General features: G+C 71.9%; 26 protein-coding genes. 15 read left to right on the forward strand and 11 right to left on the reverse strand.

What is annotated here, in order from left to right; genetic code table 11:
- Window positions 1-15: 15 nt before the first annotated feature.
- The gene (locus tag EJC51_RS12395; RefSeq protein ID WP_126271118.1) at window positions 16-744 is read right to left on the reverse strand and encodes a ZIP family metal transporter; all 729 of its coding nucleotides are present in this window, start codon (window positions 742-744) and stop codon (window positions 16-18) included.
- A 98-nt stretch (window positions 745-842) separates the two neighbouring features.
- On the opposite strand from EJC51_RS12395, the gene cobM reads away from it, so the two are divergent.
- Genes cobM through cobC form a run of 6 tightly spaced genes read left to right on the forward strand, consistent with a single transcriptional unit; the run spans window position 843 to window position 7172 of the window.
- Complete coding sequence (gene cobM, locus EJC51_RS12400) at window positions 843-1661, forward strand: precorrin-4 C(11)-methyltransferase (protein ID WP_079308229.1); 819 nt, start codon at window positions 843-845, stop codon at window positions 1659-1661.
- The gene (gene cbiE, locus EJC51_RS12405; RefSeq protein WP_126271119.1) at window positions 1658-2893 is read left to right on the forward strand and encodes a precorrin-6y C5,15-methyltransferase (decarboxylating) subunit CbiE; all 1236 of its coding nucleotides are present in this window, start codon (window positions 1658-1660) and stop codon (window positions 2891-2893) included. The genes cobM and cbiE overlap by 4 nt, the downstream gene beginning before the upstream one ends.
- On the forward strand, window positions 2890-4590 hold the full coding sequence (gene cobJ, locus EJC51_RS12410) for a precorrin-3B C(17)-methyltransferase (RefSeq protein ID WP_126271120.1): 1701 nt from the start codon (window positions 2890-2892) through the stop codon (window positions 4588-4590). Before cbiE ends, cobJ begins: the two co-directional genes overlap by 4 nt.
- Complete coding sequence (locus EJC51_RS12415; RefSeq protein ID WP_126271121.1) at window positions 4587-5177, forward strand: precorrin-8X methylmutase; 591 nt, start codon at window positions 4587-4589, stop codon at window positions 5175-5177. The genes cobJ and EJC51_RS12415 overlap by 4 nt, the downstream gene beginning before the upstream one ends.
- Window positions 5174-6106, forward strand: coding sequence for a sirohydrochlorin chelatase (locus EJC51_RS12420; protein ID WP_126271122.1), 933 nt, complete (start codon window positions 5174-5176; stop codon window positions 6104-6106). Before EJC51_RS12415 ends, EJC51_RS12420 begins: the two co-directional genes overlap by 4 nt.
- Window positions 6096-7172 (forward strand): Rv2231c family histidinol phosphate aminotransferase CobC, encoded by a 1077-nt coding sequence (gene cobC, locus EJC51_RS12425; protein WP_126271123.1) that lies wholly within the window; start codon window positions 6096-6098, stop codon window positions 7170-7172. The genes EJC51_RS12420 and cobC overlap by 11 nt, the downstream gene beginning before the upstream one ends.
- A gap of 49 nt (window positions 7173-7221) precedes the next feature.
- Here the strand turns inward: cobC and EJC51_RS12430 are convergent, their stop codons facing one another.
- The 5 genes from EJC51_RS12430 to EJC51_RS12450 all read right to left on the reverse strand — a co-directional run bounded on the left by EJC51_RS12430 (window position 7222) and on the right by EJC51_RS12450 (window position 11995).
- The gene (locus EJC51_RS12430; RefSeq protein WP_126271124.1) at window positions 7222-8127 is read right to left on the reverse strand and encodes an SCO1860 family LAETG-anchored protein; all 906 of its coding nucleotides are present in this window, start codon (window positions 8125-8127) and stop codon (window positions 7222-7224) included.
- Window positions 8128-8381: 254 nt separating this feature from the next.
- Window positions 8382-9473, reverse strand: a complete 1092-nt coding sequence (locus tag EJC51_RS12435) for an amidohydrolase family protein (RefSeq protein WP_126271125.1) — start codon at window positions 9471-9473, stop codon at window positions 8382-8384.
- Window positions 9474-9499: 26 nt separating this feature from the next.
- Complete coding sequence (locus tag EJC51_RS12440) at window positions 9500-10297, reverse strand: amino acid ABC transporter ATP-binding protein (RefSeq protein ID WP_126271126.1); 798 nt, start codon at window positions 10295-10297, stop codon at window positions 9500-9502.
- Window positions 10294-11127, reverse strand: a complete 834-nt coding sequence (locus EJC51_RS12445) for an amino acid ABC transporter permease (RefSeq protein ID WP_126271127.1) — start codon at window positions 11125-11127, stop codon at window positions 10294-10296. Before EJC51_RS12445 ends, EJC51_RS12440 begins: the two co-directional genes overlap by 4 nt.
- A 4-nt stretch (window positions 11128-11131) precedes the next feature.
- Entirely contained in the window at window positions 11132-11995 is an 864-nt protein-coding gene (locus EJC51_RS12450; RefSeq protein WP_126271128.1) for a transporter substrate-binding domain-containing protein, read from the reverse strand.
- Window positions 11996-12214: 219 nt separating this feature from the next.
- Between EJC51_RS12450 and EJC51_RS12455 the strand changes: the two genes are divergently transcribed.
- The 6 genes from EJC51_RS12455 to thpD all read left to right on the forward strand — a co-directional run bounded on the left by EJC51_RS12455 (window position 12215) and on the right by thpD (window position 17449).
- The gene (locus EJC51_RS12455) at window positions 12215-13315 is read left to right on the forward strand and encodes a pyridoxal-phosphate-dependent aminotransferase family protein (RefSeq protein WP_126271129.1); all 1101 of its coding nucleotides are present in this window, start codon (window positions 12215-12217) and stop codon (window positions 13313-13315) included.
- Between the two features lie 104 nt (window positions 13316-13419).
- Window positions 13420-13950: a DinB family protein gene (locus EJC51_RS12460; RefSeq protein ID WP_126271130.1), complete on the forward strand. Its 531-nt coding sequence runs from the start codon at window positions 13420-13422 to the stop codon at window positions 13948-13950.
- Between the two features lie 305 nt (window positions 13951-14255).
- Entirely contained in the window at window positions 14256-14786 is a 531-nt protein-coding gene (ectA, locus tag EJC51_RS12465; RefSeq protein ID WP_126271131.1) for a diaminobutyrate acetyltransferase, read from the forward strand.
- Between the two features lie 55 nt (window positions 14787-14841).
- The gene (ectB, locus tag EJC51_RS12470) at window positions 14842-16113 is read left to right on the forward strand and encodes a diaminobutyrate--2-oxoglutarate transaminase (protein ID WP_126271132.1); all 1272 of its coding nucleotides are present in this window, start codon (window positions 14842-14844) and stop codon (window positions 16111-16113) included.
- A gap of 44 nt (window positions 16114-16157) precedes the next feature.
- Entirely contained in the window at window positions 16158-16556 is a 399-nt protein-coding gene (locus EJC51_RS12475) for an ectoine synthase (protein WP_059197275.1), read from the forward strand.
- Between the two features lie 5 nt (window positions 16557-16561).
- Window positions 16562-17449, forward strand: a complete 888-nt coding sequence (gene thpD / locus EJC51_RS12480) for an ectoine hydroxylase (protein ID WP_126271133.1) — start codon at window positions 16562-16564, stop codon at window positions 17447-17449.
- A gap of 70 nt (window positions 17450-17519) precedes the next feature.
- Here the strand turns inward: thpD and EJC51_RS12485 are convergent, their stop codons facing one another.
- The 3 genes from EJC51_RS12485 to EJC51_RS12495 form a co-directional block, all read right to left on the reverse strand.
- Window positions 17520-18569 (reverse strand): aminotransferase class V-fold PLP-dependent enzyme, encoded by a 1050-nt coding sequence (locus tag EJC51_RS12485; RefSeq protein WP_126271134.1) that lies wholly within the window; start codon window positions 18567-18569, stop codon window positions 17520-17522.
- 97 nt (window positions 18570-18666) lie between these two features.
- Window positions 18667-19392 carry a DsbA family oxidoreductase gene (locus tag EJC51_RS12490; RefSeq protein WP_126271135.1) on the reverse strand — a complete coding sequence of 242 codons (726 nt, stop codon included), beginning with the start codon at window positions 19390-19392 and terminating at the stop codon, window positions 18667-18669.
- 78 nt (window positions 19393-19470) lie between these two features.
- Complete coding sequence (locus EJC51_RS12495; RefSeq protein ID WP_126271136.1) at window positions 19471-20490, reverse strand: GlxA family transcriptional regulator; 1020 nt, start codon at window positions 20488-20490, stop codon at window positions 19471-19473.
- A 49-nt stretch (window positions 20491-20539) separates the two neighbouring features.
- On the opposite strand from EJC51_RS12495, the gene EJC51_RS12500 reads away from it, so the two are divergent.
- Window positions 20540-21997 carry an MFS transporter gene (locus EJC51_RS12500; RefSeq protein WP_126271137.1) on the forward strand — a complete coding sequence of 486 codons (1458 nt, stop codon included), beginning with the start codon at window positions 20540-20542 and terminating at the stop codon, window positions 21995-21997.
- On the opposite strand, the gene EJC51_RS12505 is transcribed toward EJC51_RS12500, so the two are convergent.
- Both EJC51_RS12505 and EJC51_RS12510 read right to left on the reverse strand, forming a co-directional pair.
- The gene (locus tag EJC51_RS12505) at window positions 21900-22508 is read right to left on the reverse strand and encodes a DUF1349 domain-containing protein (protein ID WP_126271138.1); all 609 of its coding nucleotides are present in this window, start codon (window positions 22506-22508) and stop codon (window positions 21900-21902) included. The two genes, EJC51_RS12500 and EJC51_RS12505, sit on opposite strands and share 98 nt — an antisense overlap.
- Before the next feature lie 45 nt (window positions 22509-22553).
- Window positions 22554-24083, reverse strand: a complete 1530-nt coding sequence (locus tag EJC51_RS12510) for an aldehyde dehydrogenase (NADP(+)) (RefSeq protein ID WP_126271139.1) — start codon at window positions 24081-24083, stop codon at window positions 22554-22556.
- Window positions 24084-24205: 122 nt separating this feature from the next.
- On the opposite strand from EJC51_RS12510, the gene EJC51_RS12515 reads away from it, so the two are divergent.
- Both EJC51_RS12515 and EJC51_RS12520 read left to right on the forward strand, forming a co-directional pair.
- Window positions 24206-24979, forward strand: a complete 774-nt coding sequence (locus tag EJC51_RS12515; RefSeq protein WP_030956770.1) for an IclR family transcriptional regulator — start codon at window positions 24206-24208, stop codon at window positions 24977-24979.
- A gap of 21 nt (window positions 24980-25000) precedes the next feature.
- Window positions 25001-25471, forward strand: a complete 471-nt coding sequence (locus EJC51_RS12520; RefSeq protein ID WP_126271140.1) for a GNAT family N-acetyltransferase — start codon at window positions 25001-25003, stop codon at window positions 25469-25471.
- Window positions 25472-25480: the final 9 nt, after the last annotated feature.

The raw sequence follows: 25480 nt of genomic DNA on the forward strand, positions 1-25480 counted from the left end.
TCGCCCTTCGGGGCGTCAGTCGGCGATGCCCACCACCAGCCAGATGAACGCCACGCCCGCGACCGTGCACAGCAGGGTCGAGCGGGCGGGGTGTTCGTGGTGGGCCTCGGGGAGGATCTCGGCGGCCGCCAGATAGAGGAGCGCGCCGCCGAAGAAGCCGAGATACGCGCCGAGCAGCTTCTCCGGGATGGTGAAGAAGAGGGTCGACGCGGCGCCCACGACCGGTGCCGCCGCGTCCGCGACCAGCATCGCCATCGCCCGGCGGCGGGCGTTGCCGTACAGGCTCGTGATCGTGTACGTGTTGAAGCCGTCCGCGAAGTCATGGGCGATGACCGCGAGCGCCACCGCGGTGCCCATGCCGCCGCCCACCTGGAAGGCCGCGCCGATCGCCACGCCGTCCATGGCGCTGTGGCCGACCATCGCCGCGGCGGCCGTCAGGCCCACCTCGGGGACCCGGGCGTCCCGCTCCTCACCGCCGTGCGCGGCCTGGCGGCCGGCGAGGAGACGTTCCACCAAATGGGCCAGCAGGAAGCCGGCCACGAACAGCAGCAGCGCGGCCGGTACGCCGAAGACCTCGGTGCCCGCCGCCTCCAGCGCCTCCGGCAGCAGGTCCAGGCCGACCACGCCCAGCATCAGGCCGCCGGCCAGGCCGAGGACCAGGTGACGGCGGTCGGTCACCCGCTGTGCCGTCCAGCCGCCGGCCAGTGTCATCAGGAACGCGCCGAGCGCGACGAACACCGCCATGGGCCCTTCGTATCCGATGAAGGCCCGTTCGCGCACATCCGGCACCACCGGTGCCACCAGCTCCCCCAGTGATTCTTCGTACGAGAGGACCCCAACCCATGGCCGACGCCCCCACCGGCAAGGTGACCTTCGTCGGTGCCGGACCCGGCGCCGCCGACCTGCTGACGTTCCGTGCCGCGCGTGCCATCGCCGAGGCCGACGTCGTGATCTGGGCGGCGAGCCTGGTCCAGGCCGAGGTCCTGGAGCATGCCCGGGAGGGCGCGGAGATCCTCGACTCGGCGACGATGTCGCTGGAGGACGTGGTGGCCGTGTACGAGCGGGCACATCAGCACGCGTTGAAGGTCGCCCGTATCCACTCCGGCGACCCCGCCCTGTGGGGCGGTACGCAGGAGCAGCTCGACCGGTGTGCGCGGATCGGCATCGCGACCGAAGTGGTCCCCGGTGTCTCCGCGTTCTCCGCCGTCGCCGCGCTCGCGCAGCGCGAGCTGACCATTCCCGAGGTCGCGCAGTCCGTGGTGCTCACCCGGCTCGGCGGCGGCAAGACGCCGATGCCGCCCGGCGAGGAGGTGCGGGAGTTCGCCAAGCACGGCACCACCATGGCGATCTTCCTGTCGGCTGCGCGCAGCGGTCAGCTGGTGCGGGAGCTGCTGGAGGGCGGCTATCCGACCTCCACCCCGGTGGTCGTCGCCTACCAGGCCACCTGGCCCGAGGAACTGGTCGTGCGGTGCACGATCGAGACGCTGGAGGAGACGGTGAAGGAGCACAAGCTCTGGAAGCACACCCTCTTCCTGGTCGGGCCCGCGCTCGACGCCGAGGGCACCCGCTCGCACCTGTACCACCCCGGTCACTTCCACGGCTACCGCAAGGCCGACCCGGAGGCCCGCCGGGCCCTGCGCGCGCGGGGTGCGAGTACGTGATCACGGTCTTCGGTACGGGCACGGGGGCGCCGGTTCCCGCCGATGTGCTGGCCGGGGCCCGGCTGGTGGTGGGCGGCCGGCGTCATCTGGCGTCCGCGCCCGTGCCCGACGACGCCGAGCGGGTCGTCCTCGGGCCGCTCGCGCCCGCGCTGGACGTCATCGAGCGGCATCTGAAGGTGGAGAGCCCGGTCGTCGTGCTCGCCTCCGGTGATCCCGGGTTCTTCGGGATCGTACGGGCGCTGGCCGAGCGCTTCGGGGCCGAGCGGCTGGACGTACGGCCGGGAGTCCCGTCCGTCGCCGCCGCGTTCGCGCGGCTCGGGCTGACGTGGGACGACGCGGTCGTGGTCAGCGCGCACGGGCGGGAGCTGCGGACGGCCGTCCACGTGTGCCGGGCGCGGCCCAAGGTCGCCGTGCTGACCGGGCCGGGGGCCGGGCCGGCCGAGCTGGGGGCCGCGCTGCGGGCCGACGCCCGGGTCCTGGTCGTCGCCTCCGCGCTGGGCTCCGCCGAGGAGCGCGTGGAGCGGGTGACGCCGGCCGAGGCCGCCGCCCGTGACTGGGGGACGTCGGTCAGCGTGGTGCTGTGCCTGGACGAGACGCGGCTGCTGGGCGCCGCCGCGCGGACGGTCGCCGGGTCGGATGTCGGCCCCGGTCGATGGGCGCTGGACGAGGACGAGTTCACGCACCGCGACTCGATGATCACCAAGTTCGAGGTACGGGCCCTCGCGCTGGCCCGGCTCGGCCCACGGCTCGGCGACCATGTCTGGGACATCGGGGCGGGCTCCGGTTCCGTCGCCGTGGAGTGCGCGCGGCTCGGTGCCGCCGTCACCGCCGTCGAGAAGACCCGGGACGGCGTCGAGCGGGTGCGCGCCAACGCGGTGGCCCACGGGGTCGACGTACGGGCCGTGCACGGGGCCGCGCCGACGGTGCTGTCCGATCTCGACGACCCCGACGCCGTGTTCGTCGGCGGCGGCGGGCGTGAGCTGCCCGCGATCGTCACCGCGTGCGCGCGGCGCGCCCGGCGGACGGTCGTCGTGGCGATGGCCGCGCTCGACCGGGTGCCGGCCGTGCGCGAGGCGCTCACCGGCGCCGGGTTCTCCTGCGACGGCGTGCTGTTGCAGTCGTCGCGGCTGGCGCCGCTGCCCGGGGACGTGACCCGGCTCGCGGCGACCAACCCTGTTTTTCTGCTGTGGGGGTACCGAACCCCCGTGTCTCATGAGGGAGTTGCCCTGTGATCGGCCTCATTTCCGCCACCTCGGCGGGCGCGGCTGCGCGCGACCGGCTGGCCGCGGCGTGGCCGGAGCGGACGCGCGTGTACGAAGGTCCCGTCGGGGACGCCGTACGGGCCGCGTTCGCGGAGTGCGAGCAGCTGGTGTGCTTCCTCGCGACCGGGGCCGTGGTGCGGCTCATCGCGCCGCTGCTCGCCGACAAGACGTCCGACCCGGGTGTGGTGTGCGTCGACGAGGCGGGGCGGTTCGCCGTGTCGCTGGTCGGCGGGCACGGCGGCGGCGCCAATGAACTGGCCCGTGAGGTCGGGGAGTTGCTGGGCGCGGAGCCGGTCGTCACGACGGCGACGGACGCGGTGGGGCTACCGGGGCTCGACACGCTCGGCTTCCCTGTCGAGGGCGATGTCGCCGCCGTCTCGCGGGCGCTCCTCGATGGTGAACCGGTCGCCCTGAAGGCGGAGTTGGCGTGGCCGCTGCCCGCACTGAAGGTCACCGAGGACGGCTCCCATGTCGTGCGGGTCACCGACCGGCTCGTCGGCGCCGCCGAGCGGGAGGTCGTCCTGCGGCCGCCGTCCCTCGTCGTCGGCGTCGGGGCCTCCAAGGGCGCTCCGGTCGACGAGGTGCTCGGGCTGGTGCGGGACGCTCTGCGGGACGCCGGGCTGGCGGAGGCGTCCCTCGCGGAACTCGCCACCGTGGACGCCAAGGCGGAGGAGCCGGGCATCGTCGAGGCCGCCCGCGCGCTGGGTGTCCCGCTGGTCACCCACACCGCCACGGCCCTTTCGGCCGTCGTGGTGCCCAACCCCTCCGACGCGCCGCTGGCCGCCGTGGGCACGCCGTCGGTCGCCGAGGCCGCCGCGCTCGTCGGCGGCGGTGAACTCCTCGTCCCCAAGCGGAAGTCCTCGCGGGCGGACGGGCACGCCGCGATGGCGACCTGTGCCGTCGTACGGCGTCCCAGGCGCGGCCGGCTCGCGGTGGTCGGGCTCGGGCCCGGCGCCCGGGACCTGCTCACACCCCGCGCGAAGGCCGAACTCCGGAACGCCGCCGTGCTGGTCGGCCTCGACCAGTACGTCGACCAGATCCGCGATCTGCTGCGGCCGGGCACCGTGATCCTGGAGTCGGGGCTCGGGGCCGAGGAGGAGCGGGCCCGGACGGCCGTTGCGGAGGCGCGGAAGGGGCGGGCCGTCGCGCTCATCGGCAGCGGCGACGCGGGCGTGTACGCCATGGCCTCCCCCGCGCTCGCCGAGGCCTCCGACGACATCGAGGTCGTCGGTGTGCCCGGGGTGACCGCCGCGCTCGCCGCCGCCGCGATCCTGGGCGCGCCGCTGGGCCACGACCATGTGTCCATCAGCCTGTCCGACCTGCACACTCCGTGGGAGGTCATCGAGCGGCGGGTGCGGGCGGCGGCCGAGGCGGACATCGTGGTCACCTTCTACAACCCGCGTTCCCGGGGCCGCGACTGGCAGCTGCCGAAGGCACTGGCGATCCTCGCCGAGCACCGGGAGCCGGCCACGCCGGTCGGGGTCGTGCGGAACGCGTCGCGGCCGGACGAGTCCAGTCGGCTCACGACACTGGGGTCCCTGGATCCGGCGACGGTCGACATGATGACGGTCGTGACCGTCGGCAACACGGCGACCCGGGACATCGCGGGGCGCATGGTGACGCCGCGCGGCTACCGCTGGCAGACCGCCGAGGAGGGCGCCAAGTGATCCGTGAGGTCCACCCCATCGAGGAGGAGTCCTACCGGCGGCTGCGGGCCCGCCTGGACACCTCGCACTTCCCGCCACTGACCCGGGCGGTGGTCGAGCGGGTCATCCACTCGGCCGCCGACCTGGAGTACGCCGACGACCTCGTCATGGACGAGGGCGAGCTGGAGAAGGCACACGCCGCGCTGCACGGCGGGGCGCCGGTCGTCGTGGACGTCGAGATGGTCGCGGCCGGCATCACCCGGCGCGAGACCGTCTGCCGGCTGCGCGACGCCGTGGCCGGGCCGGGGCTGACCCGCTCCGCGCACGCGATCCGGCTCGCCTACGAGCAGGTCGGCCCCGGCGCCCTCTGGGTGATCGGCAACGCGCCGACCGCGCTGGAGGAACTGCTCACCCTGGACGCCGCCCCGGCGCTCGTCATCGGTCTGCCCGTCGGCTTCGTCGGCGCGGTCGAGTCCAAGGCCGCGCTGCGCGAGAGCGGGCTGCCCGCCGTGAGCAACGTGTCCGAGAAGGGCGGGTCGGCCGTCGCCTCGGCCGCGCTCAACGCCCTGCTGTACCACCCTGTTTCGCATTCCGAGGAGAAATCGTGACCACCCCCCAGCCCGCTCTGCTCATCGCCGGCCACGGCACCCGGGACGAGGCCGGGGCCGAGGCGTTCCGCGCCTTCGTACGGGAGTTGGGGCGCCGCCACCCCGAACTGCCCGTCGCGGGCGGCTTCATCGAACTGTCCCCGCCTCCGCTGGGCGAGGCCGTCACCGAGCTGGTGGACAGAGGCGTACGACGCTTCGCCGCCGTGCCGCTGATGCTGGTCTCCGCCGGTCACGCCAAGGGCGACATCCCGGCGGCGCTGGCCCGCGAGAAGGAACGGCACCCGGGGATCTCGTACACCTACGGGCGTCCGCTGGGCCCGCACCCGTCGCTGCTGAACGTCCTGGAGCGGCGTCTGGAGGAGGCGCTCGGCACCGAGGGGCGCGCGCCCGGCGACCTCGCCGACGTGACCGTGCTGCTCGTCGGGCGCGGTTCCACCGACCCGGACGCCAACGCCGAGGTGCACAAGGCGGCCCGGCTGCTGTGGGAGGGGCGCGGATACGCGGGCGTGGAGACGGCGTTCGTGTCACTGGCCGCGCCGGACGTGCCGAGCGGCCTGGACCGGTGCGTGAAGCTGGGCGCGCGGCGGATCGTCGTCCTGCCGTACTTCCTGTTCACCGGTATCCTCCCGGACCGGGTCCGGCAGCAGACCGAGGGCTGGGCCGCCGCGCACCCGGAGGTCGAGGTGCGCTCGGCGGACGTCATCGGGCCGGAGCCGGAGCTGCTCGACCTGGTGATGGAGCGGTACGAGGAGGCGGTCAAGGGCGATCTGCGGATGAACTGCGACTCGTGCGTGTACCGCATCGCGCTGCCCGGCTTCGAGGACAAGGTGGGCCTGCCGCAGCAGCCGCACTTCCACCCCGACGACGACGGCCACCATCACCACGGCCACGGACACCACCACCACGGCTCCCACTCCCATGCACACTGACAGACAGGGCACCGGCAGCCACGACCTGCGGCACCACGGTGACGCGGAGGTACGGGACGACGGGGCGCGGCTCACCGACCTCGCCGTGAACGTCCGCGCGGACACGCCCCCGAGATGGCTGCGGGAGCGGATCGCCGAGTCGCTCACCGGGCTGGCCGCCTACCCGGACGGCCGTGAGGCGCGGGAGGCGGTCGCGGCCCGGCACGGTCTGCCCGCGGAGCGGGTGCTGCTCACCGCCGGTGCGGCGGAGGCCTTCGTGCTGCTCGCCCGCGCCCTGGAGACCCGCCGTCCCCTGGTGGTGCACCCGCAGTTCACGGAGCCGGAGGCGGCGCTGCGGGACGCGGGGCACACCGTCGACCGGCTGCTGCTGCGCGCGGAGGACGGCTTCCGGCTCGACCCGGCGGCCGTCCCCGAGGACGCCGACCTGGTGGTGATCGGCAACCCGACGAACCCGACCTCGGTCCTGCACCCGGCGGACACGATCGCCCGACTCGCCCGTCCCGGGCGGACGTTGGTGGTGGACGAGGCGTTCATGGACGCGGTGCCGGGCGAACGGGAGGCGCTGGCGGGACGCACCGACGTCCCCGGGCTCGTCGTCCTGCGCAGCCTGACCAAGACCTGGGGGCTGGCCGGGCTGCGCATCGGGTACGTGCTCGCCGCGCCGGAGACCATCGAGGACCTGGAGCGGGCCCAGCCGCTGTGGCCGGTGTCCACCCCGGCGCTCGCGGCGGCGCGGGCCTGCGTGCAGCCGCAGGCACTGGCCGAGGCGGCTCACGCGGCCCACCGGATCGCCGCCGACCGGGCCCATCTCGTCGCCGGGCTGCGGGAGTTCGCCCCGGACGGACTCAGGGTGGCCGAACCGGCGGAGGGCCCCTTCGTCCTCGTACGCCTGCCCCGGGCCGACGCCGTGCGCCGGCATCTGCGCGACCTCGGTTTCGCGGTGCGGCGCGGGGACACGTTCCCCGGTCTGGACGAGGAGTGGCTGCGGCTCGCGGTGCGGGACCGGACGACGGTCAACTCGTTCCTCCAGGCGCTGGATCAGGCGATGGTCCTGTCACAGCACTGAGCGGCGGCGCCGACGCGGGTGAGACGCGCCGGCGCCGCGCACCCGTCGGTCAGTTCCGGCCGCGCCGCGCCACCGCGGCCGCTCCCCCGCCCGCGACGAGCAGGGCGATCGCGCCGCCCGCGATGTACGGGGTCATGGAGTTGCCGCCGGTCTCGGCCAACCCGGCCTCGGCGGGGGCGCCTTGGGGCTTCACGTCGCCGGCCGGGGTCGCGGAGGGTGCCGCGGAGGCGGGTGCCGCCGGGGCCTCGCAGGTGGCCTTCGCCAGGGTCAGGGTGCCCTCGACCTCGGCCACGTTGAGCTTCAACGGGTTGACGGAGACGGTGAGTTCGAGGGCGGTGGCGGCGGCCGTGCGGGACGTGGTCTCGCGCTTCGACAGGTCGAGGCGGACCTCGCCCACGCCCGGGACCTTCACCTCGGTCGGGCCGCCCGCGCTCAGCGTGACCTTCTTGCCGAGGACGGTGACGTCACCGAGCACGTTGGACTGGGCGACCGGCGGCTTCCCGGCCTCGCAGACCGCCTCGGACCTGACGGTGCCGAGCTCGACGACCGAGAGCAGCGGCAGGCCGGGGACGTGCAGCTCGGCGTGGGCGAGGTGGGTCGAGGCCTCGGCCTTGGTCGCGGTGACGTCCGCCTTCGCCGACGCCACCTCGGCGTTCAGCACGCTGAAGGCCTGGCCGTTGTTCACGCCGTTCAACTCGGCGGTCAGGGCGGTCTTCTCGGCGCTCTGCGGCGCCCGCACTTCGTTCAGGGAGACCGCGAGCGGGACGTTCACGGTCTTGTTGAGCAGGGACACGTCGAGCCCGGTGCGCAGGACGACGGCGCTCGCGCGGCCCTCGTCGCCGGTGGCGTGTGCGGAACCCGCGCCCGCCAGGACCGCGGGACCGGCGGCCAGGGCGGTGGCCGTCGCGACGGTCGCGAGACGGCGTGCGGGCATACGGAAGTTCTTGCCGTTCAAGGTGGGGACCCCTCAGAGGAGACTTGCTCGGGACTCGGCAAGAATTACGCACTGAGAGTGAACAGTCAGCGGTCCGACGGGAGTTCACCCCAACGTGGTGCTCCCGTGAACCTTTTCGATTCATGCGGCACGGGTGTTCCTCGAAGTCACCCCCGTACCCCCTTCTGTGCGAGCGCGTCCGTTGACGGGGCGGCGTGCGAGCGGGAGTGCAGAACGAGCCAGGCCGCTCCCCGGTTACGCTCCGTCAACGCGGCTCAGGCGGTGACCCGGCCGTTGAGGACGACCCGCTGCGGGTCCGCCAGCACGCGTACGTCGGCGCGCGGATCGGACGCGTAGACCACGAGGTCGGCCGGGGCGCCCTCCTCCAGGCCGGGGCGGCCGAGCCAGGTCCGGGCCTTCCAGGTGGTCGCCGCGAGGGCCTCGACCGGCGGGATGCCGGCGGTGACCAGTTCCGCGACCTCGGCCGCGACCAGGCCGTGCGGCAGGGTGCCGCCGGCGTCGGTGCCGACGTACACCGGGATGCCGGCGTCGTAGGCGGAGCGCACGGTGTCGTAGCGCCGCTCGTGCAGCCGACGCATGTGTGCCGACCAGCGCGGGAACTTGCCCTCGCCGCCCGCCGCGAGCTGCGGGAAGGTGGCGATGTTGACCAGGGTGGGGACGATCGCCACGCCGTGCTCGACGAAGAGCGGGATGAGTTCCTCGGTCAGCCCGGTGGCGTGCTCGACGCAGTCGATGCCGGCGCCGACCAGGTCCGGGAGGGAGTCCGCGGAGAAGCAGTGGGCGGTGACCCGGGCACCCAGGCGGTGGGCCTCGGCGATGGCCGCGTCCAGGGCGTCCCGCGGCCAGACCGCGGACAGGTCGCCGAGCTCGCGGTCGATCCAGTCGCCGACCAGCTTGACCCAGCCGTCGCCGCGCCGGGCCTCCTGGGCGACGTACGCGACCAGGTCGTCCGGCTCGATCTCGTGGGCGTAGCCGCGGATGTAGCGGCGGGTGCGGGCGATGTGCCGGCCCGCGCGGATGATCTTCGGGAGGTCCTCGCGGTCGTCGATCCAGCGGGTGTCCGAGGGGGAACCGGCGTCGCGGATCAGCAGGGTGCCGGCCTCGCGGTCGGTGAGCGCCTGCTTCTCGGCGACGTCCTGCGGGACCGGGCCGTGCGGGCCGAGGCCGACATGGCAGTGCGCGTCGACCAGGCCCGGCAGGGCCCAGCCGACGACGGTGCGGATGTCACGGGCGCCGGCGGGACGGTCGTAGGAGATCCGGCCGTCGACGATCCACAGGTCGTCGCGGACCTCCTCGGGTCCGACCAGGATCCGTCCCTTGACGTGCAGCACCGCGTGATCGCTCATGCCTCGCACCTTAGCGGCGGCCCTCCTCAGTCCGTCTTGCCGCCCACCTGGTCGGACGTCTCCTCCTCCACGTCGGCCATCGCCGGGTCGAGGAGGCGGGACAGGAAGTGGCGGGTGCGTTCGTGACTCGGGTTGCCGATGACCTGGGCGGGGACGCCGTCCTCGACGATCACTCCGCCGTCCATGAAGACGACCCGGTCGGCGACCTCGCGGGCGAAGGTCATCTCGTGGGTGACGACCATCATCGTCATGCCCTCGTCGGCGAGCATCCGCATCACCGCGAGGACGTCGCCGACGAGTTCGGGGTCGAGCGCCGAGGTCGGCTCGTCGAAGAGCATCACCTCGGGGCCCATGGACAGCGACCGCGCGATGGCGACGCGCTGCTGCTGGCCGCCGGAGAGGGACGCCGGGTAGGCGTTCGCCTTCTCCGACAGGCCGACGCGTTCCAGGTTCTCGGCGGCCACCTTCGCCGCCTCCGCCTTGCCGCGCCTGAGGACCCGGCGCTGCGGGAGCGTGAGGTTCTCGGTGACGGTGAGGTGCGGGAAGAGGTTGAACTGCTGGAAGACCATGCCGATCCGGCGGCGTACGGCGTCGATGTCGACGTCCGGGTCGGTGAGTTCGGTGCCGCCGACGAAGACCCGGCCCTTGGTGGGCTCTTCGAGGAGGTTCACGCAGCGCAGCAGCGTGGACTTGCCGGAGCCGGACGGGCCGATGACACAGACGACCTCGCCGCGCCCGATCTCCAGGTCGATGCCCTTGAGGACCTCGTTGTCACCGAACGACTTGTGCAGGCCCCGGACTTGGATCTCTGCCGTGCTGGTCACTTGACCGCCTCCTGGGCCTTGGCCTCCATACGGCGGACGACGAAGCCGAGCGGGATCGTCACCAGCAGATAGCACAGGCCGGCGACGAGGATCGGCGTGGAGTTGGCGGTCTGGCTGGCCAGATCGCGGCCGTACTTGGACAGTTCGCGCTCCTCCAGGGTGACGCCGAGGAACAGCACCAGCGAGGAGTCCTTGAAGAGCAGGACGAGTTCGTTGGTGAGCGGCGGCAGGATGATGCGGAACGCCTGCGGGATGATGATCGAGACCATGGCCCGCGCGGGCGAGAAGCCCAGCGAACGGGCCGCCTCCATCTGCCCCTTGGGCACCGCCTGGATGCCCGCGCGGATCGTCTCGGCCATGTAGGCCGCCGCGACCAGACCGAGCGCGAGCGCGACCTTGCCGTAGGTGCCACCGGGGATCTCGGTCCCCGGGAAGGCGAGCGGCACGGCCACGCCGATGAAGATGAAGATCAGCAGGGCGGGCAGGCCGCGGAAGATCTCGATGTAGACGCCGGCGAACCAGCGGTACGGGCCCACCGACGACAGCCGCATCAGCGCGATGACCATGCCGAGCACGAGTCCGAAGGCGAAGCCGGACAGCGTGTACAGCACGGTGTTCTTGAGCGCCAGCGTGATGACGTCCGGGAACATCTGCTGCGCGATGTCCCACTGGGCGAACTGGTTCTTCAGCCGGTCCCAGTCCGCCGACACCGCGAAGGCGATCACGGCGCCGACGAACACCACGTACTGCGCGCCGCGCGACAGGCTGCGCTTCTGACGCCGGGTCAGGCCCTTCTTCCTGGGCTGGAGTGGTACGTCCGTATCAGCCATGGGGTCAGGATGCCGACGCGGACGGGGAGGCGGAGGCCGCCGAGGCGTCGTACGGGCCGATCCACTTCTCGTACAGCTTCTTGTACGTGCCGTCGGCCTTGGCGTCGGCGAGGGCCTTGTTGATGGCGGCGAGGAGCTTGGTGTTGCCCTTCCTCACCGTGAAGCCGTACTGCTCACCGGTGTTGAGCTGCTCGGCGACCTTGAAGGCGGCGGAGTTGGCCTTGTCCTTCAGCCAGCCCTGGACCACCGGGTAGTCGATGATGACGGCCTTGACCTGGCCGGAGCGCAGGCCGTTGAGGACGGCGTCGGAGGACTCGAAGGAGACCGGGTCGAAGCCCTGGCCCTTGGCGTAGTCCTCGCCGGTGGTCTGCGCCTGGGCGCCGAGCTCGACCTTCTTGGCCTTGGCGTCGGCGAGGGAGGTGATCCCGCTGTCCTTGTCGACGAGCAGGGCCTGGGTGGCGTCGAAGTACGGGTCCGAGAAGTCGACGTTCTTCTTGCGCTCCTCGGTGATGGTCATGCCGGCCGCGGCGACGTCGCACTCGCCGGAGTTGAGGAAGGCGCCCGTCTTGAAGTTCTCGAAGGGGGTGTCGAGGATCTCCTGCTTCACGCCGAGGTCGTCGGCGACCAGGTCGATCAGCGAGACGTCGAAGCCCTGCACCTTGCCGTCGATCTCCGACTGGAAGGGCGGGTAGGGCAGGTGGGTGCAGGTGGTGAGCTGGCCCGCCTTGACGAGCTCGACGCCACCGGCGGCGGTCTTGGTGCCGCTGCCGCCGTCGTCGTCCGAGGAGCAGCCGGCCACGAGCAGGAGCCCGGCCGTCGCGGTGGTGGCGGCCAGGATGCGGGTCCGGCGCCCGAGGATCGTCTTCACGGGGGAGCCTCCTGTGGGGGAACTGTGGGTTCCGATTATAAGGAAACGTTTGGGCCTCTCAAACCAAAGCGATGGTCCGGAGGCCGTTCAGCCTAAGAAGCACGGGGGCGGTGGGGTCGGGACGATGGTCGGCGGTCCGTGCGGCACCGGTCGGGGGTGGTGGTCGTGGGGCGGTTACCCTCGATCACGTCTACCCCAGTGAGCGAAGAGAGCACCGCAGTGACGCACCCGTTCCTTGACCTGGCCCCGCTGAGCGCCGCGCACTTCGCGTCGATCGAGGACCGTGTGGCGCGGCTGCTGAGCACCGAGCAGGACGTCGTGATCATGCAGGGCGAGGCGCTGCTGCCGCTGGAGGGGGCGATCCGGGCGACGGCGGGCCCGGGGACCGTCGCGCTGAACGTCATCACCGGCCCCTACGGGCAGACCTTCGGGGACTGGCTGCGGGACTGCGGGGCGACGGTCATCGACCTCGCGGTGCCGTTCCACACCGCCGTCACGGCCGAGCAGGTCCGGGAGGCCTTCGCCGAGCACCCGTCGATCGACTTCGTGTCGCTGGTGCACGCGGAGGCGGCGACCGGCAACACCAACCCGGTCGCGGAGATCGGGGAGGTCGTACGGGAGCACGGCGCGCTGTTCTACCTGGACGCGGTCGCCTCGATCGGCGCGGAGCCGGTGCTGCCGGACGCGTGGGGTGTGGACCTGTGCGTGATCGGGGCACAGAAGGCGATGGGCGGGCCGGCCGGCGTGTCGGCGGTGTCGGTGAGCGAGCGGGCGTGGGCGCGGATGGCGGCGAACCCGCGGGCGCCGCGGCGTTCGTACCTGTCGCTGCTCGACTGGAAGGAGCGCTGGGTCGACGGCGGCCGCAAGGCGCTCCTGCACGCGCCCGCGCAGCTGGAGATGCTCGCCCTTGAGGCGTGTGTCGAGCGGATCGAGGAGGTCGGGCTGGACGCGGTGATGGCCCGGCACGCCTCGGCCGCGGCGGCGACTCGGGCGGGGGCCGTGGCGCTGGGCGGCGGGCTTGAGCCGTACGTGTACGAGGCCCGGGACGCCGCGCCGGTCGCCACGACGCTGCGGGCGCCTGCCGGGGTGGTGGCGTCGGAGCTGGTGGCCCGTGCGCTGGCCTCGGATCCGGCGTTGCCGCTGGCCGCGGGCGGGGGTGCGCTGGCCAAGGAGATGATCCGGGTGAACCACTACGGGGTGGACGCCACGCCGGGTGCGGTGCGGGCGAGCCTGGCGGCGCTTGGCGCCGCGCTGGCCGAGCGGGGGCTGGGTGTGGATGTGGAGGGGGCGTTGCGGGCGGTGGAGGGTGAGTGGCGGTAGGGGGTGGTGGCGGTAGGGCTTTTCGCCCCCGTCGGCCCTGAACGGGCCTCGTCCTCGAACGCCGGACGGGCTGGGTTGTCAGACGCGCATGCAATGCTGCCCGCATGACCACCGACACACCCCACACCCTTCCCGACGGTCGGCCCGTCCCCCTCCTGACCGGGCCCGAACTGCCCATGCTGGAAAGCTGGTTGGACTTTCACCGGGCCACGCTCGCGCTGAAGTGCGCGGGGCTGGACGACGTGCAGGCCCGGGTCGCCTCCGTCGAGCCCTCCTCGCTCACGCTCCTCGGGCTGGTGCAGCATCTCGCCGAGGTGGAGCGGAACTGGTTCCAGCGGGTGATCGGGGGGCTCGACCTGCCGCCCGTCTTCGACGGCGACGAGAGCGGGTACGTCCTCGATCCCGCTCGCGGCCTCGACCAGGCGCTCGCGATCTGGCGGCGGGAGGTCGAGCGCGGGCGGGAGCTGTACGCCGGGTGGTCGCTCGACGACACCGGGCGGATGGTGGAGGCGCCCTTCACCGGCACCGAGGTCAGTCTGCGGTGGGTGCTCATCCACATGATCGAGGAGTACGCCCGGCACAACGGGCACGCGGACCTTTTGCGGGAACGTATCGACGGGGTAACCGGCGCATAATTCCTCGCTAATTCAGGAATTCTTTTCAGAGCAGCTTCCCGTATTCTTCTGCCCGCTTTCCCCCGGCCTAAACGCAAAGATTTCGCGAACGCCAAGCGGGGTAATTCGGGCAGATCTCGTGGGGGTTACATGGGTGTGACGCGTTACACAACCCGCCCGCTTTGCGCATTTCATGCCGGTCATATCGGGGCATACAGCACCCTACTCGCGCAACCGCACGCGCCCGCGCGATAACACATCAGGGCGCGCCATGTAACCCCTCCCGGCCATGCATTTTTTAATTTCCCTCGGTAAATTCAATTCGCATGACTGCCTCACCAGCAGACCTGCAAGCCGACCCGCAAACCGAACTGCAAATCGACCGCCCGTCCGTGACGGACGGTGCCGCATTGTGGCGGATAGCGAGGGACTCGAAGGCCCTCGACCTGAACTCGTCGTACAGCTATCTGCTGTGGTGCCGTGACTTCGCCGCCACCTCGGCCGTCGCCCGGGACGGGCGCGGGGAGCCGGTCGGGTTCGTCACCGGCTATGTGCGGCCCGACCGCCCGCACACCCTGCTCGTCTGGCAGGTGGCCGTGGACGCGTCGCACCGCGGACGCGGGCTCGCGGGCACGCTGCTCGACGGGCTGGTCGCGCGGACCGCCGCCGAGCACCGGATCACCTCCGTCGAGACCACCATCACACCGGGCAACACCGCCTCCGAGCGGCTCTTCGCCGCGTTCGCCGAGCGGCACGGCGCGACGGTGGAGCGCGAGGTCCTCTTCGACACCCGGCTGTTCCCCGACGGGCCGCACGACCCCGAAGTCCTCTACCGCATCGGTCCCCTCACCCCCTGACCACACCGTTGCCGATCCCCCCACTTCCCCCACGCCTATCGAGGAGCGATTCGTCGTGACCATCACCCAGCCCGACCTCAGCGTCTTCGAGACCCTCGAGTCCGAGGTGCGCAGCTACTGCCGCGGCTGGCCCACCGTCTTCGACCGCGCGCACGGCAGCCGTATGTACGACGAGGACGGCCACGAGTACCTGGACTTCTTCGCCGGCGCCGGCTCGCTGAACTACGGCCACAACAACCCCGTCCTGAAACGGGCGTTGATCGACTACCTGGAGCGGGACGGCGTCACGCACGGGCTCGACATGTCGACCACCGCCAAGCGTTCCTTCCTCCAGACCTTCCAGGACCTGGTGCTGCGGCCGCGCGATCTGCCGTACAAGGTCATGTTCCCGGGGCCGACGGGCACCAACGCCGTGGAGGCCGCGCTCAAGCTGGCGCGGAAGGTGAAGGGGCGCGAGGCGATCGTGTCGTTCACCAACGCCTTCCACGGGATGTCCCTCGGGTCCCTCGCCGTGACCGGCAACGCCTTCAAGCGGGCCGGGGCCGGGATACCGCTGGTGCACGGCACGCCCATGCCGTTCGACAATTACTTCGACGGGACCGTGCCCGACTTCCTGTGGTTCGAGCGGCTTCTGGAGGACCAGGGCTCCGGGCTCAACAAGCCCGCCGCGGTGATCGTCGAGACCGTGCAGGGCGAGGGCGGCATCAACGTCGCCCGGCCCGAATGGCTGCGCGCGCTCAAGGAGTTGTGCGAGCGGCAGGACATGCTGCTCATCGTCGACGACATCCAGATGGGCTGCGGACGCACCGGCGCGTTCTTCTCCTTCGAGGAGGCCGGCATCACGCCCGACATCGTCACCGTCTCCAAGTCCATCAGCGGCTACGGGCTGCCGATGTCGCTGTGCCTGTTCACGCCCGAGCTGGACATCTGGGAGCCCGGCGAGCACAACGGCACGTTCCGCGGCAACAACCCCGCGTTCGTCACCGCGACCGCGGCCCTGGAGTCGTACTGGGCCGACGGGTCGGCGATGGAGAAGCAGACCCGGGCCCGCGGCGAACAGGTCGAGCAGGGGCTCATCTCCATCACGGAGGAGAACCTCGCCGATGTGCGGGAGTACCGGGGCCGGGGTCTGGTGTGGGGCCTGGAGTTCCATGACAAGGCGCGGGCCGGACGGGTCGCCGCGCGCGCCTTCGAACTCGGGCTGCTCATCGAGACGTCGGGGCCGGAGAGCGAGGTCGTGAAGCTGCTCCCGGCGCTCACCATCACCCCGGACGAGCTGGACGAGGGCCTGAGCGTCCTCGCTCGCGCCGTACGCGAGACCGCCTGAGAAGCACTGCCCGAAACCGCCCGAGAAGAGGAGCTGTTCAGCACGTGATCGTCCGATCGTTCAAGGACATCGAAGGCACCGACCGCCATGTGAGGTCGGCGTCCGGCACCTGGGAGAGCAAACGGATCGTCCTCGCCAAGGAGAGGGTCGGGTTCTCCCTCCACGAGACGATCCTCTACGCGGGTACGGAGACGTCGATGTGGTACGCGAACCACATCGAGGCCGTCGTCTGCGTCGAGGGCGAGGCCGAGCTGACCGACGACGAGACCGGGCGGACGTACACGATCACGCCCGGGACCATGTACCTCCTCGACGGTCACGAGCGGCACACGATGCGGATCAAGGAGGACTTCCGCTGCATCTGTGTGTTCAACCCGCCCGTGACCGGCCGGGAGGACCACGACGAGAACGGGGTGTACCCGTTGCTGACCGAGGAGGGCTGAGCCCGATGACCACCATCACCGATCTGTACCCGAGCCGAGGCGCCGCCGAGGTCACCGTCCCGCGCCAGGACCCCGTCGTCTGGGGCGCCCCCGACACCCCCGGCCCGATCTCCTCCCTCGACCTCCAGTCGTACGAACGGGACGGCTTCCTCGCCATCGAGGAACTGATCACCGGGGACGAGGTCGCCGTCTACCGGCAGGAGCTGGAGCGGCTCGTCAACGACCCGGCGATCCGGGAGGACGAACGCTCCATCGTCGAGCCGAAGTCCAAGGAGATCCGCTCGGTCTTCGAAGTGCACAAGATCAGCGAGGTGTTCGCGAAGCTGGTGCGCGACGAGCGGGTCGTCGGCCGGGCCCGGCAGATCCTCGGCTCGGACGTCTACGTCCACCAGTCGCGGATCAACGTCAAGCCGGGCTTCGGGGCCAGCGGCTTCTACTGGCACTCCGACTTCGAGACCTGGCACGCCGAGGACGGGCTGCCGAACATGCGGACGGTGTCCGTCTCGATCGCGCTGACCGAGAACTACGACACCAACGGCGGGCTCATGATCATGCCCGGTTCGCACCGGACCTTCCTCGGGTGCGCGGGGGCCACGCCGACGGACAACTACAAGAAGTCGCTCCAGATGCAGGACGCGGGCACGCCGTCGGACGAGGCGCTGACCAAGATGGCGAGCGAGTACGGCATCAAGCTCTTCACGGGCAAGGCCGGTTCGGCGACCTGGTTCGACTGCAACTGCATGCACGGCTCCGGCGACAACATCACGCCGTTCCCGCGCAGCAACGTCTTCATCGTGTTCAACAGCGTGGAGAACGCGGCGGTGGAGCCGTTCGCGGCACCGGTGCGGCGGCCGACGTTCATCGGGTCGAGGGATTTCACTCCCGTCCGGTGAGCCGAGCCCGGCCGGGGGACGACGCGGTCCGCCTCAGTACGTTGCGTACGGCGGCCGCGTCGTCGGCGTTTCAGGACGACAGGGCGTCCAGCAGTCGGTCGACGTCGTCGGTCGTGTTGTACAGGTGGAACGCCGCCCGCAGGTTGCCCGCCCGGTCGGAGAGTTCGATCCCGGCCGCGCTCAACTCACCTTGGCGGTGGCCGAGTCCGGGCACGGAGACGATCGGTGAGCCCGGGGACGGGACGGGGGCGTGGCCCAGTGCGGCGAGGCCGGTGCGGAAGCGGTCGGCGAGGGCGAGGTCGTGGGCGCGGACGGTGTCCACGCCGAGTTCCGCCAGGAGTTCGAGGGAGTGCCGGGCGCCCGCGTAGGAGAACAGGGCCGGACTCTCGTCGAACCGGCGTGCGGAGTGGGCGAGTTCGTCGATGGGGCCGTAACACGCGTCCCAGGGCCGCTCCCCCGCCACCCAGCCGGCGAACAGCGGGGTGAGTCCGCCGAAGTCCTGCGGGACGACGAGGAAGGCCACGCCCCGCGGGCAGAGGAGCCACTTGAAGCCGACGGAGACGGAGTAGTCGTGGGCGTCCGCGTCGAAGTCCAGCCAGCCGGTGGCCTGGGAGGCGTCGACGTAGGTGCGTGCGCCGTGCCGCCGGGCCGCCTCGCGGATCGCGGGCAGGTCGGCCACCCGGCCGTCGGCGGACTGCGCGGCGCTGACCGCGACCAGGGCGGTGCCGGGGCGGACGGACTCGGCGAGCCGTTCCAGGGGGACGCCGCGGACCTTGAGGTCGGGGCGGACGTGGAAGGGGTTCACGAGTGAGCTGAAGTCGCCCTCGGCGGTGAGGACCTCGGCGCCCTCGGGGAGGGAGGCCGCGATCAGGCCGCTGTAGACGGCGGCGGAGGCACCGGCCGCGACACGGCCGTCGGGCACGCCGACGAGGCGCGCGTACGCGGTGCGGCTCGCCTCGACGTCCCCGAACATGTCGGTGGGGTCGCCGGCGGCGGCCGACTCCACGGCGACGCGCATCGCGGTCACGGTGCGGGCCGGGAGCAGGCCGGTGCTCGCGGTGTTGAGGTAGGTGTTCTTCGGGGCGAACTCGGCACGGACGAGGCTCTCGAAGGTCTCCATGGATCCACTGTGGGACCCCGGGAACTCCCCGTCCATTGCCGATTTTTACGTGGTTTTCCTAAGCATCGCTTATATATCCGCCCTGACCTGCGGCTCTCTACCGCTGCGGGACCGCGCACCCGTCGGGGCCGCAGGCGTCAGCGTGGCCCTGGTCGCCCTGGTCGAGGAGCTGGAGCGGGGAGCGCTCGCCCCAGGCCTGGGTCAGTGCCTGGGCGAAGACCTCGGCGGGCTGGGCGCCGGAGACGCCGTACTTGCGGTCGAGGACGAAGAAGGGCACGCCGTTCGCGCCGAGCTCGGCGGCCTCGCGCTCGTCGGCGCGGACGTCGTCGGCGTAGGCGGAGGGGTCGGCGAGGACCTTGCGCACGTCGGCCTCGTCCAGACCGGCGCCGACGGCCAGCTCCACGAGCCGCTCGTCGCCCTCGGTGAAGACGGAGCGCTCCTCGGCGAAGTTGGCCCGGTAGAAGGCCTGGATGAGCTCGTTCTGCTTGCCGTGCTCCTTGGCGAGGTGGAGCAGGCGGTGCATGTCGAAGGTGTTGCCGTGGTCGCGGTCGCGGGTGCGGTAGTCAAGGCCCTCGGCGGCGGCCTGGGCACCGAGGTTCTCCTCGCCGGCCTGGGCCTGGGCCTCGCTCATGCCGTACTTCTTGGTGAGCATCTTGATCACGGGCTGGACGTCGCCCTTGGCGCGCCCGGGGTCCAGCTCGAAGGAGCGGTGCACCACCTCGACGCCGTCACGGTGCGGGAAGGCCTCCAGCGCCTTCTCGAAGCGGGCCTTGCCCACATAGCACCAGGGGCAGGCGATGTCGCTCCAGATCTCGACGCGCATGTTCTCGGCTCTCTCCAGGTCGGGGGGCGGCTGCGGAGACTTCCTCCGGTTAGTGGGTGAACATTCAAGCAGCGGGGTTCATTCCCGGGCACCCTGGGCGACCGCGTCGGCTCCCAGGCGGCTGAACTGGGCCCGGTACGCCGTCGGGGTCAGGCCCGTGCGGCGGACCAGGTGGGTGCGGAGGGAGTCCGCGGTGCCCAGGCCGCTGGCGGTGGCCACCCGGTCCATGGGGAGGGTCGTGGTCTCCAGGAGTTCCTTGGCCCGCTCGATGCGCTGGTGGAGCAGCCACTGGAGAGGGCTCACCCCGCTCTCGGCGTGGAAGCGGCGGGTGAGGGTGCGCACCGACACGCCCGCGTGACGGGCCAGGTCGGTCAAGGTGAGGGGCTTGTCGAGGTTGCGCATGGCCCAGCCCCGGGTGTCGGCACAGGCCGTGCCGCGCTCCGGTGGGAGAGGGGTCTGGGTGAACTGGGTCTGGCCGCCGGGGCGTACGGGGGCCACCAGCGCCAGGCGGGCCACCTCGTTGGCGACGGCCGCGCCGTAGTCGGTGCGGATCATGTGCAGACACATGTCGATGCCGGCCGCGTAGCCGGAGGAGGTGAGGATCTGGCCGTCCTGCACGTACAGGACGTCGCCCTTGAGGTCGAGCGCCGGGTAGCGGTCCCGCATCTCGCCCGCCAGCTGCCAGTACGTCGTCGCGCTGCGGCCCTCCAGCAGGCCCGCCTCGGCCAGCACGAAGGCGCCGCTGCAGATGGAGGTGACCCGCCGGCCGGCGGCGGCAGCGGCACGGACGGCGGCGACCGTGCGGGCGTCCGGGGCGTACTGCTCCCCGGTACCGGCGACCAGCACGGTGTCGGCGGACTCGACGGCGTCGAGGCCACGGGCGACGTGCAGGTCGAGACCGCCGGTGGTGGTGACGGGGCCGGGGTCCGGGGTACAGACGGTGACCTCGTAGCCGGCCGCCCCGTCGATCTCCACCTTCGCGAACAGCAACTCCGGGATGGCCAGGTTGAACATCGAGACCGGCGACGGCGCGATGACGACGACGCGGTGCGGTGCCCACGACTGCGGCAGCGGCATGGCCAGAACCTCCGGGTGCATGGCATTCAGGCCACTACTGTACGACGGCGAAGATCCGCAGCATGAGGTCATGCCGAGTCAACAGTCGAGCAATCATCCGGCCAAGGAACATCACCTCCCCGTGCGGCCGGGGGACCCGCCTCCCATGAAGCCCGCGCCCACCCTCGCCCTCACCGCCGCGCTCCTCGGCTTCGCGCTGATCACCCTGGACGCGTCCGTGGTGAACGTGGCCCTCCCCGCCGTCGGCTCCTCGCTGGGCGGCGGGATGACCGGTCTCCAGTGGGTCGTGGACGCCTACACCCTCGCCTTCGCCGCCCTGATGCTCTCCACGGGCGCCTTCGCGGACCGCGTCGGGGCGAGCCGGGCGTACACGCTCGGCATCACCGTCTTCACCCTCGCCTCGGCGGCCTGCGGGCTGGCCTCCAACCTGCCGGCCCTGATCGGCGCGCGCGTGGTGCAGGGCGTCGCGGCCGCCGTCATCCTGCCGGCCTCACTGGCTCTCGTACGGCAGGCGTACGACGACCCCGCGCGGCGGGCCCGGGCGGTGGCCGTCTGGGCCGCGGGCGGCTCGGTCGCCGTGGCCCTCGGCCCGGTGGCGGGCGGTGCGCTGACGACGGCCTGGGACTGGCGGGGCATCTTCTTCGTCAACCTGCCGCTGGGCGCGGTGGCGTTGGCGCTGCTGGTGCGGGCGCCCCGCTCACGGCCGCGGCCCGCGCCCCTCGATCTGCCGGGGCAGGTGGCGGCGGTGGTGACGCTGACCGCGCTCACCTTCGCGGTGATCGAGGGAGGCCCCACAGGGCTCGCCGCGCTGGCGGTCGCCGCGGTGGCCGGTCTGCTCTTCCTGCGGATCGAGCGCCGCCAGCCCCATCCCGTCGTCCCGCTCGGGCTCTTCCGCAGCCGGAACATCTCCGTGGCGGTCGCGGCGGGAACGGCGTGCAGCGTGGCCTTCTACGGCATGGTGTTCGTCTTCTCGCTCTTCTTCCAGCAGGTCCAGGGCCGCTCCGCGCTCTACGCCGGGCTGCTGTTCCTGCCGATGAGCGCGCTGATCGGGGCGACGAACGTGGTCTCCGGCAAGCTGGCGGGCCGCTACGGGCCACGGCTGCCGATGCTGATCGGGCAGGGCGTGGCGCTCGCCGGGCTGCTGCTTCTGCTGTCGGTCGGGGCGGGCACCCCTCCGGCGCTGGTGGCCCTGCTCCTCGTACCGATGGCCCTCGGCTGCGCTCTGACGGTCCCGCCGCTGACCGCCGTGATGATGGAGGCGGTGCCGGCCGAGCGGGCCGGCCTCGCGGCCGGGGTCCTCAACTCGGCGCGGCAGGTGGGCGGCGGGCTGGGGATCGCCGTGTTCGGGGCGCTGGTGTCGGGCGGGTTCGTCGCGGGGATGCGGGTGAGCCTGGGGATCGGCGCCGCGCTGTTCGCGGTGACCTGGCTGTTCAGCTTCCGTCTCGCAGGTCCTGCATCCAGTTGGGGCGGAACTCCAGGTGGTCGTACGTCACCACGCACCCCTCCCCCATCGGCGACTGGGTCATGAAGCCGACGAGGGCGGCGCCGGTCTCCTTCTCCTCGCCGAGGGTGAAGAGCCGGACGAAGGTCCACCGCTTGCCGTCCCGGGAGGCGTGGAAGGCGAACGCCCGCCCGGTCCGGCTCACTCTCAGCCAGACCGAACTGCCCTCCACCGTGAAGGAGTTGGCGTCGTCGGAGTGCCCCCGGGTGACCACCGTGCAGACGGTGGGCACGTCCGGGGAGTACTCCAGGCACAGCTTGGCCCAGGCCCGGTCCCCGACATGGACGTAGAGCACCCCGGCGTCGAAGGACGCGCCGAACCCGACGGTGACCCGGGCTATGAGCTGGAAGTCCCCTTCCGGCGCGCCGAGAAGACGCGGAGCGTCGGAGGCGGGGTCGAGCGCCTCGTCGGTGGGCGGGACGAAGCGGTCCTGCCGCGCGCCCGCCCAACCGGTGAGGACTCCGTCCTCGTACGACCAGTGGCCGTCGGGGCCGTAGGTCCGGAGAGAGAAAGGAAGTTCAGGAAGTTCCACGTCCATGCTCAGAGTTTCCCAGCTTCCCCTTCTCCGTGCGGCCCCGGGGGTTCAGCGTTCGAGGTGGTTGTTGAAACGACGGGGCAGCCCCAGCGGGTTGTCGTCCCGCAGCTCCGGCGGCAGCAGCGCCTCCGGCGCACCCTGGTAGGCGACCGGCCGCATCCACCGCTCAATGGCCGTACCGCCCACAGAAGTCGACGTGGAGGTCGTGGCCGGGTAGGGCCCACCGTGATGCTGGGCCGGCGCCACGGCGACACCGGTCGGCCAGCCGTTGACCAGCACGCGACCGGCCAGCGGCGTCAGCTCCGCCAGGATCTCCGCGCCGCGCCCCTCACCGGCGGCCTCCTCGGTCGACAGATGAACCGTCGCCGTGAGGTTGCCCGGCAGCCGGGACAGCACGGCACGGGCCTGGTCGTCGTCCTCGTAGCGGGCGACGACCGTCACCGGACCGAAGCACTCCTCCAGGAGCAGGTCGTAGGCGCCCTCCTCGGTCAGCTTGTCGGCGGCGACCGTGAGGAAGCCCGCGCTGACGGTGTGCTCGCCGCCCGCGCCCGGCGTCACCGGCGACTCGACGTCGGGCAGCTCGACGCGCTCGGCGACGCCCGCGATGAAGTTGTCCCGCATGCGGTGGTCGAGCAGGACCCCGGCGTCGGTGTCGCTGACGGCGTCGGTCAGGGACTTGACCAGGCCGTCGCCCGCGGCGCCGGCCGGCACCAGCACCAGGCCCGGCTTGACGCAGAACTGGCCGACGCCCAGCGTCATCGAGCCGGCGAGGCCGGCACCGATGGCCTCCGCGCGCTCGGCGGCGGCGGCCTCGGTGATGACGACGGGGTTCAGGGAGCCCAGCTCGCCGTGGAACGGGATCGGGACCGGACGGGCCGCCGCCGCGTCGAACAGCGCGCGGCCACCGCGGATGGAACCGGTGAAGCCGGCCGCCGCGACCAGCGGGTGCTTGACCAGCTCGACGCCCGCCTCGAAGCCGTGGACGAGACCGACGACGCCGGCCGGGATGCCGTGCTCGGCGGCCGCCGCGCGCAGCACCGCCGCGACCAGCTCGGACAGGCCGGGGTGGTCGGGGTGCGCCTTGACGACGACCGGGCAGCCGGCGCCGAGCGCGCTCGCGGTGTCGCCGCCGGCGACCGAGAAGGCGAAGGGGAAGTTGGAGGCCGAGTACACGGCGACGACGCCGAGGGGCACCTTGTAGCGGCGCAGGTCCGGGATCGGCGGGGTCGCGGTGTCGTCGGGGTGGTTGATCACGACGTCGAGGAAGGCGCCCTCGTCGACGATGCCCGCGAAGGCGCGCAACTGGTAGCAGGTGCGGGCGAGTTCGCCGGTCAGGCGGACCGGGCCGAGCGCGGTCTCGGCGTCCGCGGCCTCGACGAGCTGGTCCTTGGCGGCCTCCAGCTTGTCGGCGGCGGTCCGCAGGAAGGCCGCACGGACCGTGCGGTCGGCCAGGGAGGCGCGGGCGTCGTGCGCGGCGCGGACGGTGGCGTCCACCTCCTGGGCTGTGGCCTCCACCGCAACCTGTTCACGCTGCTTCCCGGTTCGGGGGTCGACACTCCAGACTGGTGCTGCTGCCACCGCGGGTCCCTCCACAGATTTCCTTGGTCATCCACCAGGGTTGTTCGATATACTGAACGCTGTCTCTGATGGTGAATATGCTGTTGGAGACTATTTCCCGTCGAACGAAGGGGTCAAGGGCGATGTCGGCTGGCGAGACGGGGGGCGGCGCGCAGGTCAAGTCCGCCGTACGGACGGTTGAACTGCTCGAGTACTTCGCCGGACGCCCCGGTATGCACTCCCTCGCGGCGGTCCAGGAGGCCGTCGGATATCCGAAGTCCAGCCTCTACATGCTGCTGCGCACCCTGGTCGAGCTGGGCTGGGTGGAGACCGACGCGACGGGCACGCGGTACGGCATCGGCGTACGCGCCCTGCTGGTCGGCACCTCGTACATCGACGGCGACGAGGTGGTGGCCGCGGCGCGGCCCACGCTGGACCGGCTGTCGGACGACACCACCGAGACCATCCACCTCGCGCGGCTCGACGGCACCAACGTCGTCTACCTCGCCACCCGCCAGTCCCAGCACTACCTGCGCCCGTTCACCCGGGTCGGCCGCCGCCTCCCCGCGCACTCCACGTCGCTCGGCAAGGCACTGCTGAGCACGTACTCGGACGAACAGGTCCGCAAGATGCTCCCGGAGACCCTCCCGGCGCTCACCGAGAACACCATCACCGACCGGGAGAAGCTCATCGAGGAGCTGCACCAGGTCCGTGAGCAGGGCTTCGCCGTGGACCGCGAGGAGAACACCCTGGGCCTGCGCTGCTTCGGCGTGGCCATCCCCTACCGCACCCCGGCCCGGGACGCGATCAGCTGCTCGGTGCCGGTGGCCCGGCTGACGCCGGCCCATGAGCAGATGGTGAAGGACGCGTTGTTCGACGCCCGGGACCGGCTGACACTGGCCACCCGCAGGCTCTGAGGCGCCCCTAAGCTGTGGGGCATGCAGATCGCGCTCCGAGAGGTCCACGACAGTGATCTGCCGGTCTTCTTCCGGCAGATGAACGATCCCGAGTCCCTGCACTTGGCCGCCTTCGTCCCCAGGGACCCGGCCGACCGCGAGGCGTTCGACGCCCACTGGAAACGGGTCCTCGCCTCCGACGCCGTCAACCGCACCATCCTCGTCGACGGTGACGTGGTGGGCAGCGCGGCGGTGTACGGGGAGCCCGGTGAGCGTGAGGTCACCTACTGGGTCGACCGCGCGTACTGGGGACGCGGGATCGCCACGGCCGCCCTCGGGGCGCTGCTCGCCGAGATCACCGAACGCCCGCTGTACGCCCGTGCGGCGGCGGACAACGCCGGGTCGCGGCGGGTGCTGGAGAAGTGCGGGTTCCGGCTGTCGGCGCACGACCGGGGCTATGCGCACGCGCGCGGCGAGGAGATCGACGAGGTCGTGCTGAGGCTGGACGCCTGAGAGGGCACC

The organism is Streptomyces aquilus, assembly GCF_003955715.1.
GTDB classification, from domain to species: Bacteria; Actinomycetota; Actinomycetes; order Streptomycetales; family Streptomycetaceae; genus Streptomyces; species Streptomyces aquilus.

Bases quoted from the DNA above. Each gene is read 5' to 3' on its own strand.
- EJC51_RS12445 (WP_126271127.1), bottom strand. From the start codon at position 11,127: ATGGCTGATACGGACGTACCACTCCAGCCCAGGAAGAAGGGCCTGACC.
- cobM (WP_079308229.1), top strand. From the start codon at position 843: ATGGCCGACGCCCCCACCGGCAAGGTGACCTTCGTCGGTGCCGGACCC.
- EJC51_RS12505 (WP_126271138.1), bottom strand. From the start codon at position 22,508: ATGGACGTGGAACTTCCTGAACTTCCTTTCTCTCTCCGGACCTACGGC.
- EJC51_RS12485 (WP_126271134.1), bottom strand. From the start codon at position 18,569: ATGGAGACCTTCGAGAGCCTCGTCCGTGCCGAGTTCGCCCCGAAGAAC.
- cobC (WP_126271123.1), top strand. From the start codon at position 6,096: ATGCACACTGACAGACAGGGCACCGGCAGCCACGACCTGCGGCACCAC.
- thpD (WP_126271133.1), top strand. From the start codon at position 16,562: ATGACCACCATCACCGATCTGTACCCGAGCCGAGGCGCCGCCGAGGTC.
- EJC51_RS12515 (WP_030956770.1), top strand. From the start codon at position 24,206: ATGTCGGCTGGCGAGACGGGGGGCGGCGCGCAGGTCAAGTCCGCCGTA.
- EJC51_RS12435 (WP_126271125.1), bottom strand. From the start codon at position 9,473: ATGAGCGATCACGCGGTGCTGCACGTCAAGGGACGGATCCTGGTCGGA.
- EJC51_RS12395 (WP_126271118.1), bottom strand. From the start codon at position 744: ATGGCGGTGTTCGTCGCGCTCGGCGCGTTCCTGATGACACTGGCCGGC.
- EJC51_RS12460 (WP_126271130.1), top strand. From the start codon at position 13,420: ATGACCACCGACACACCCCACACCCTTCCCGACGGTCGGCCCGTCCCC.
- EJC51_RS12520 (WP_126271140.1), top strand. From the start codon at position 25,001: ATGCAGATCGCGCTCCGAGAGGTCCACGACAGTGATCTGCCGGTCTTC.
- EJC51_RS12500 (WP_126271137.1), top strand. From the start codon at position 20,540: ATGCCGAGTCAACAGTCGAGCAATCATCCGGCCAAGGAACATCACCTC.
- EJC51_RS12495 (WP_126271136.1), bottom strand. From the start codon at position 20,490: ATGCACCCGGAGGTTCTGGCCATGCCGCTGCCGCAGTCGTGGGCACCG.
- EJC51_RS12490 (WP_126271135.1), bottom strand. From the start codon at position 19,392: ATGCGCGTCGAGATCTGGAGCGACATCGCCTGCCCCTGGTGCTATGTG.
- ectA (WP_126271131.1), top strand. From the start codon at position 14,256: ATGACTGCCTCACCAGCAGACCTGCAAGCCGACCCGCAAACCGAACTG.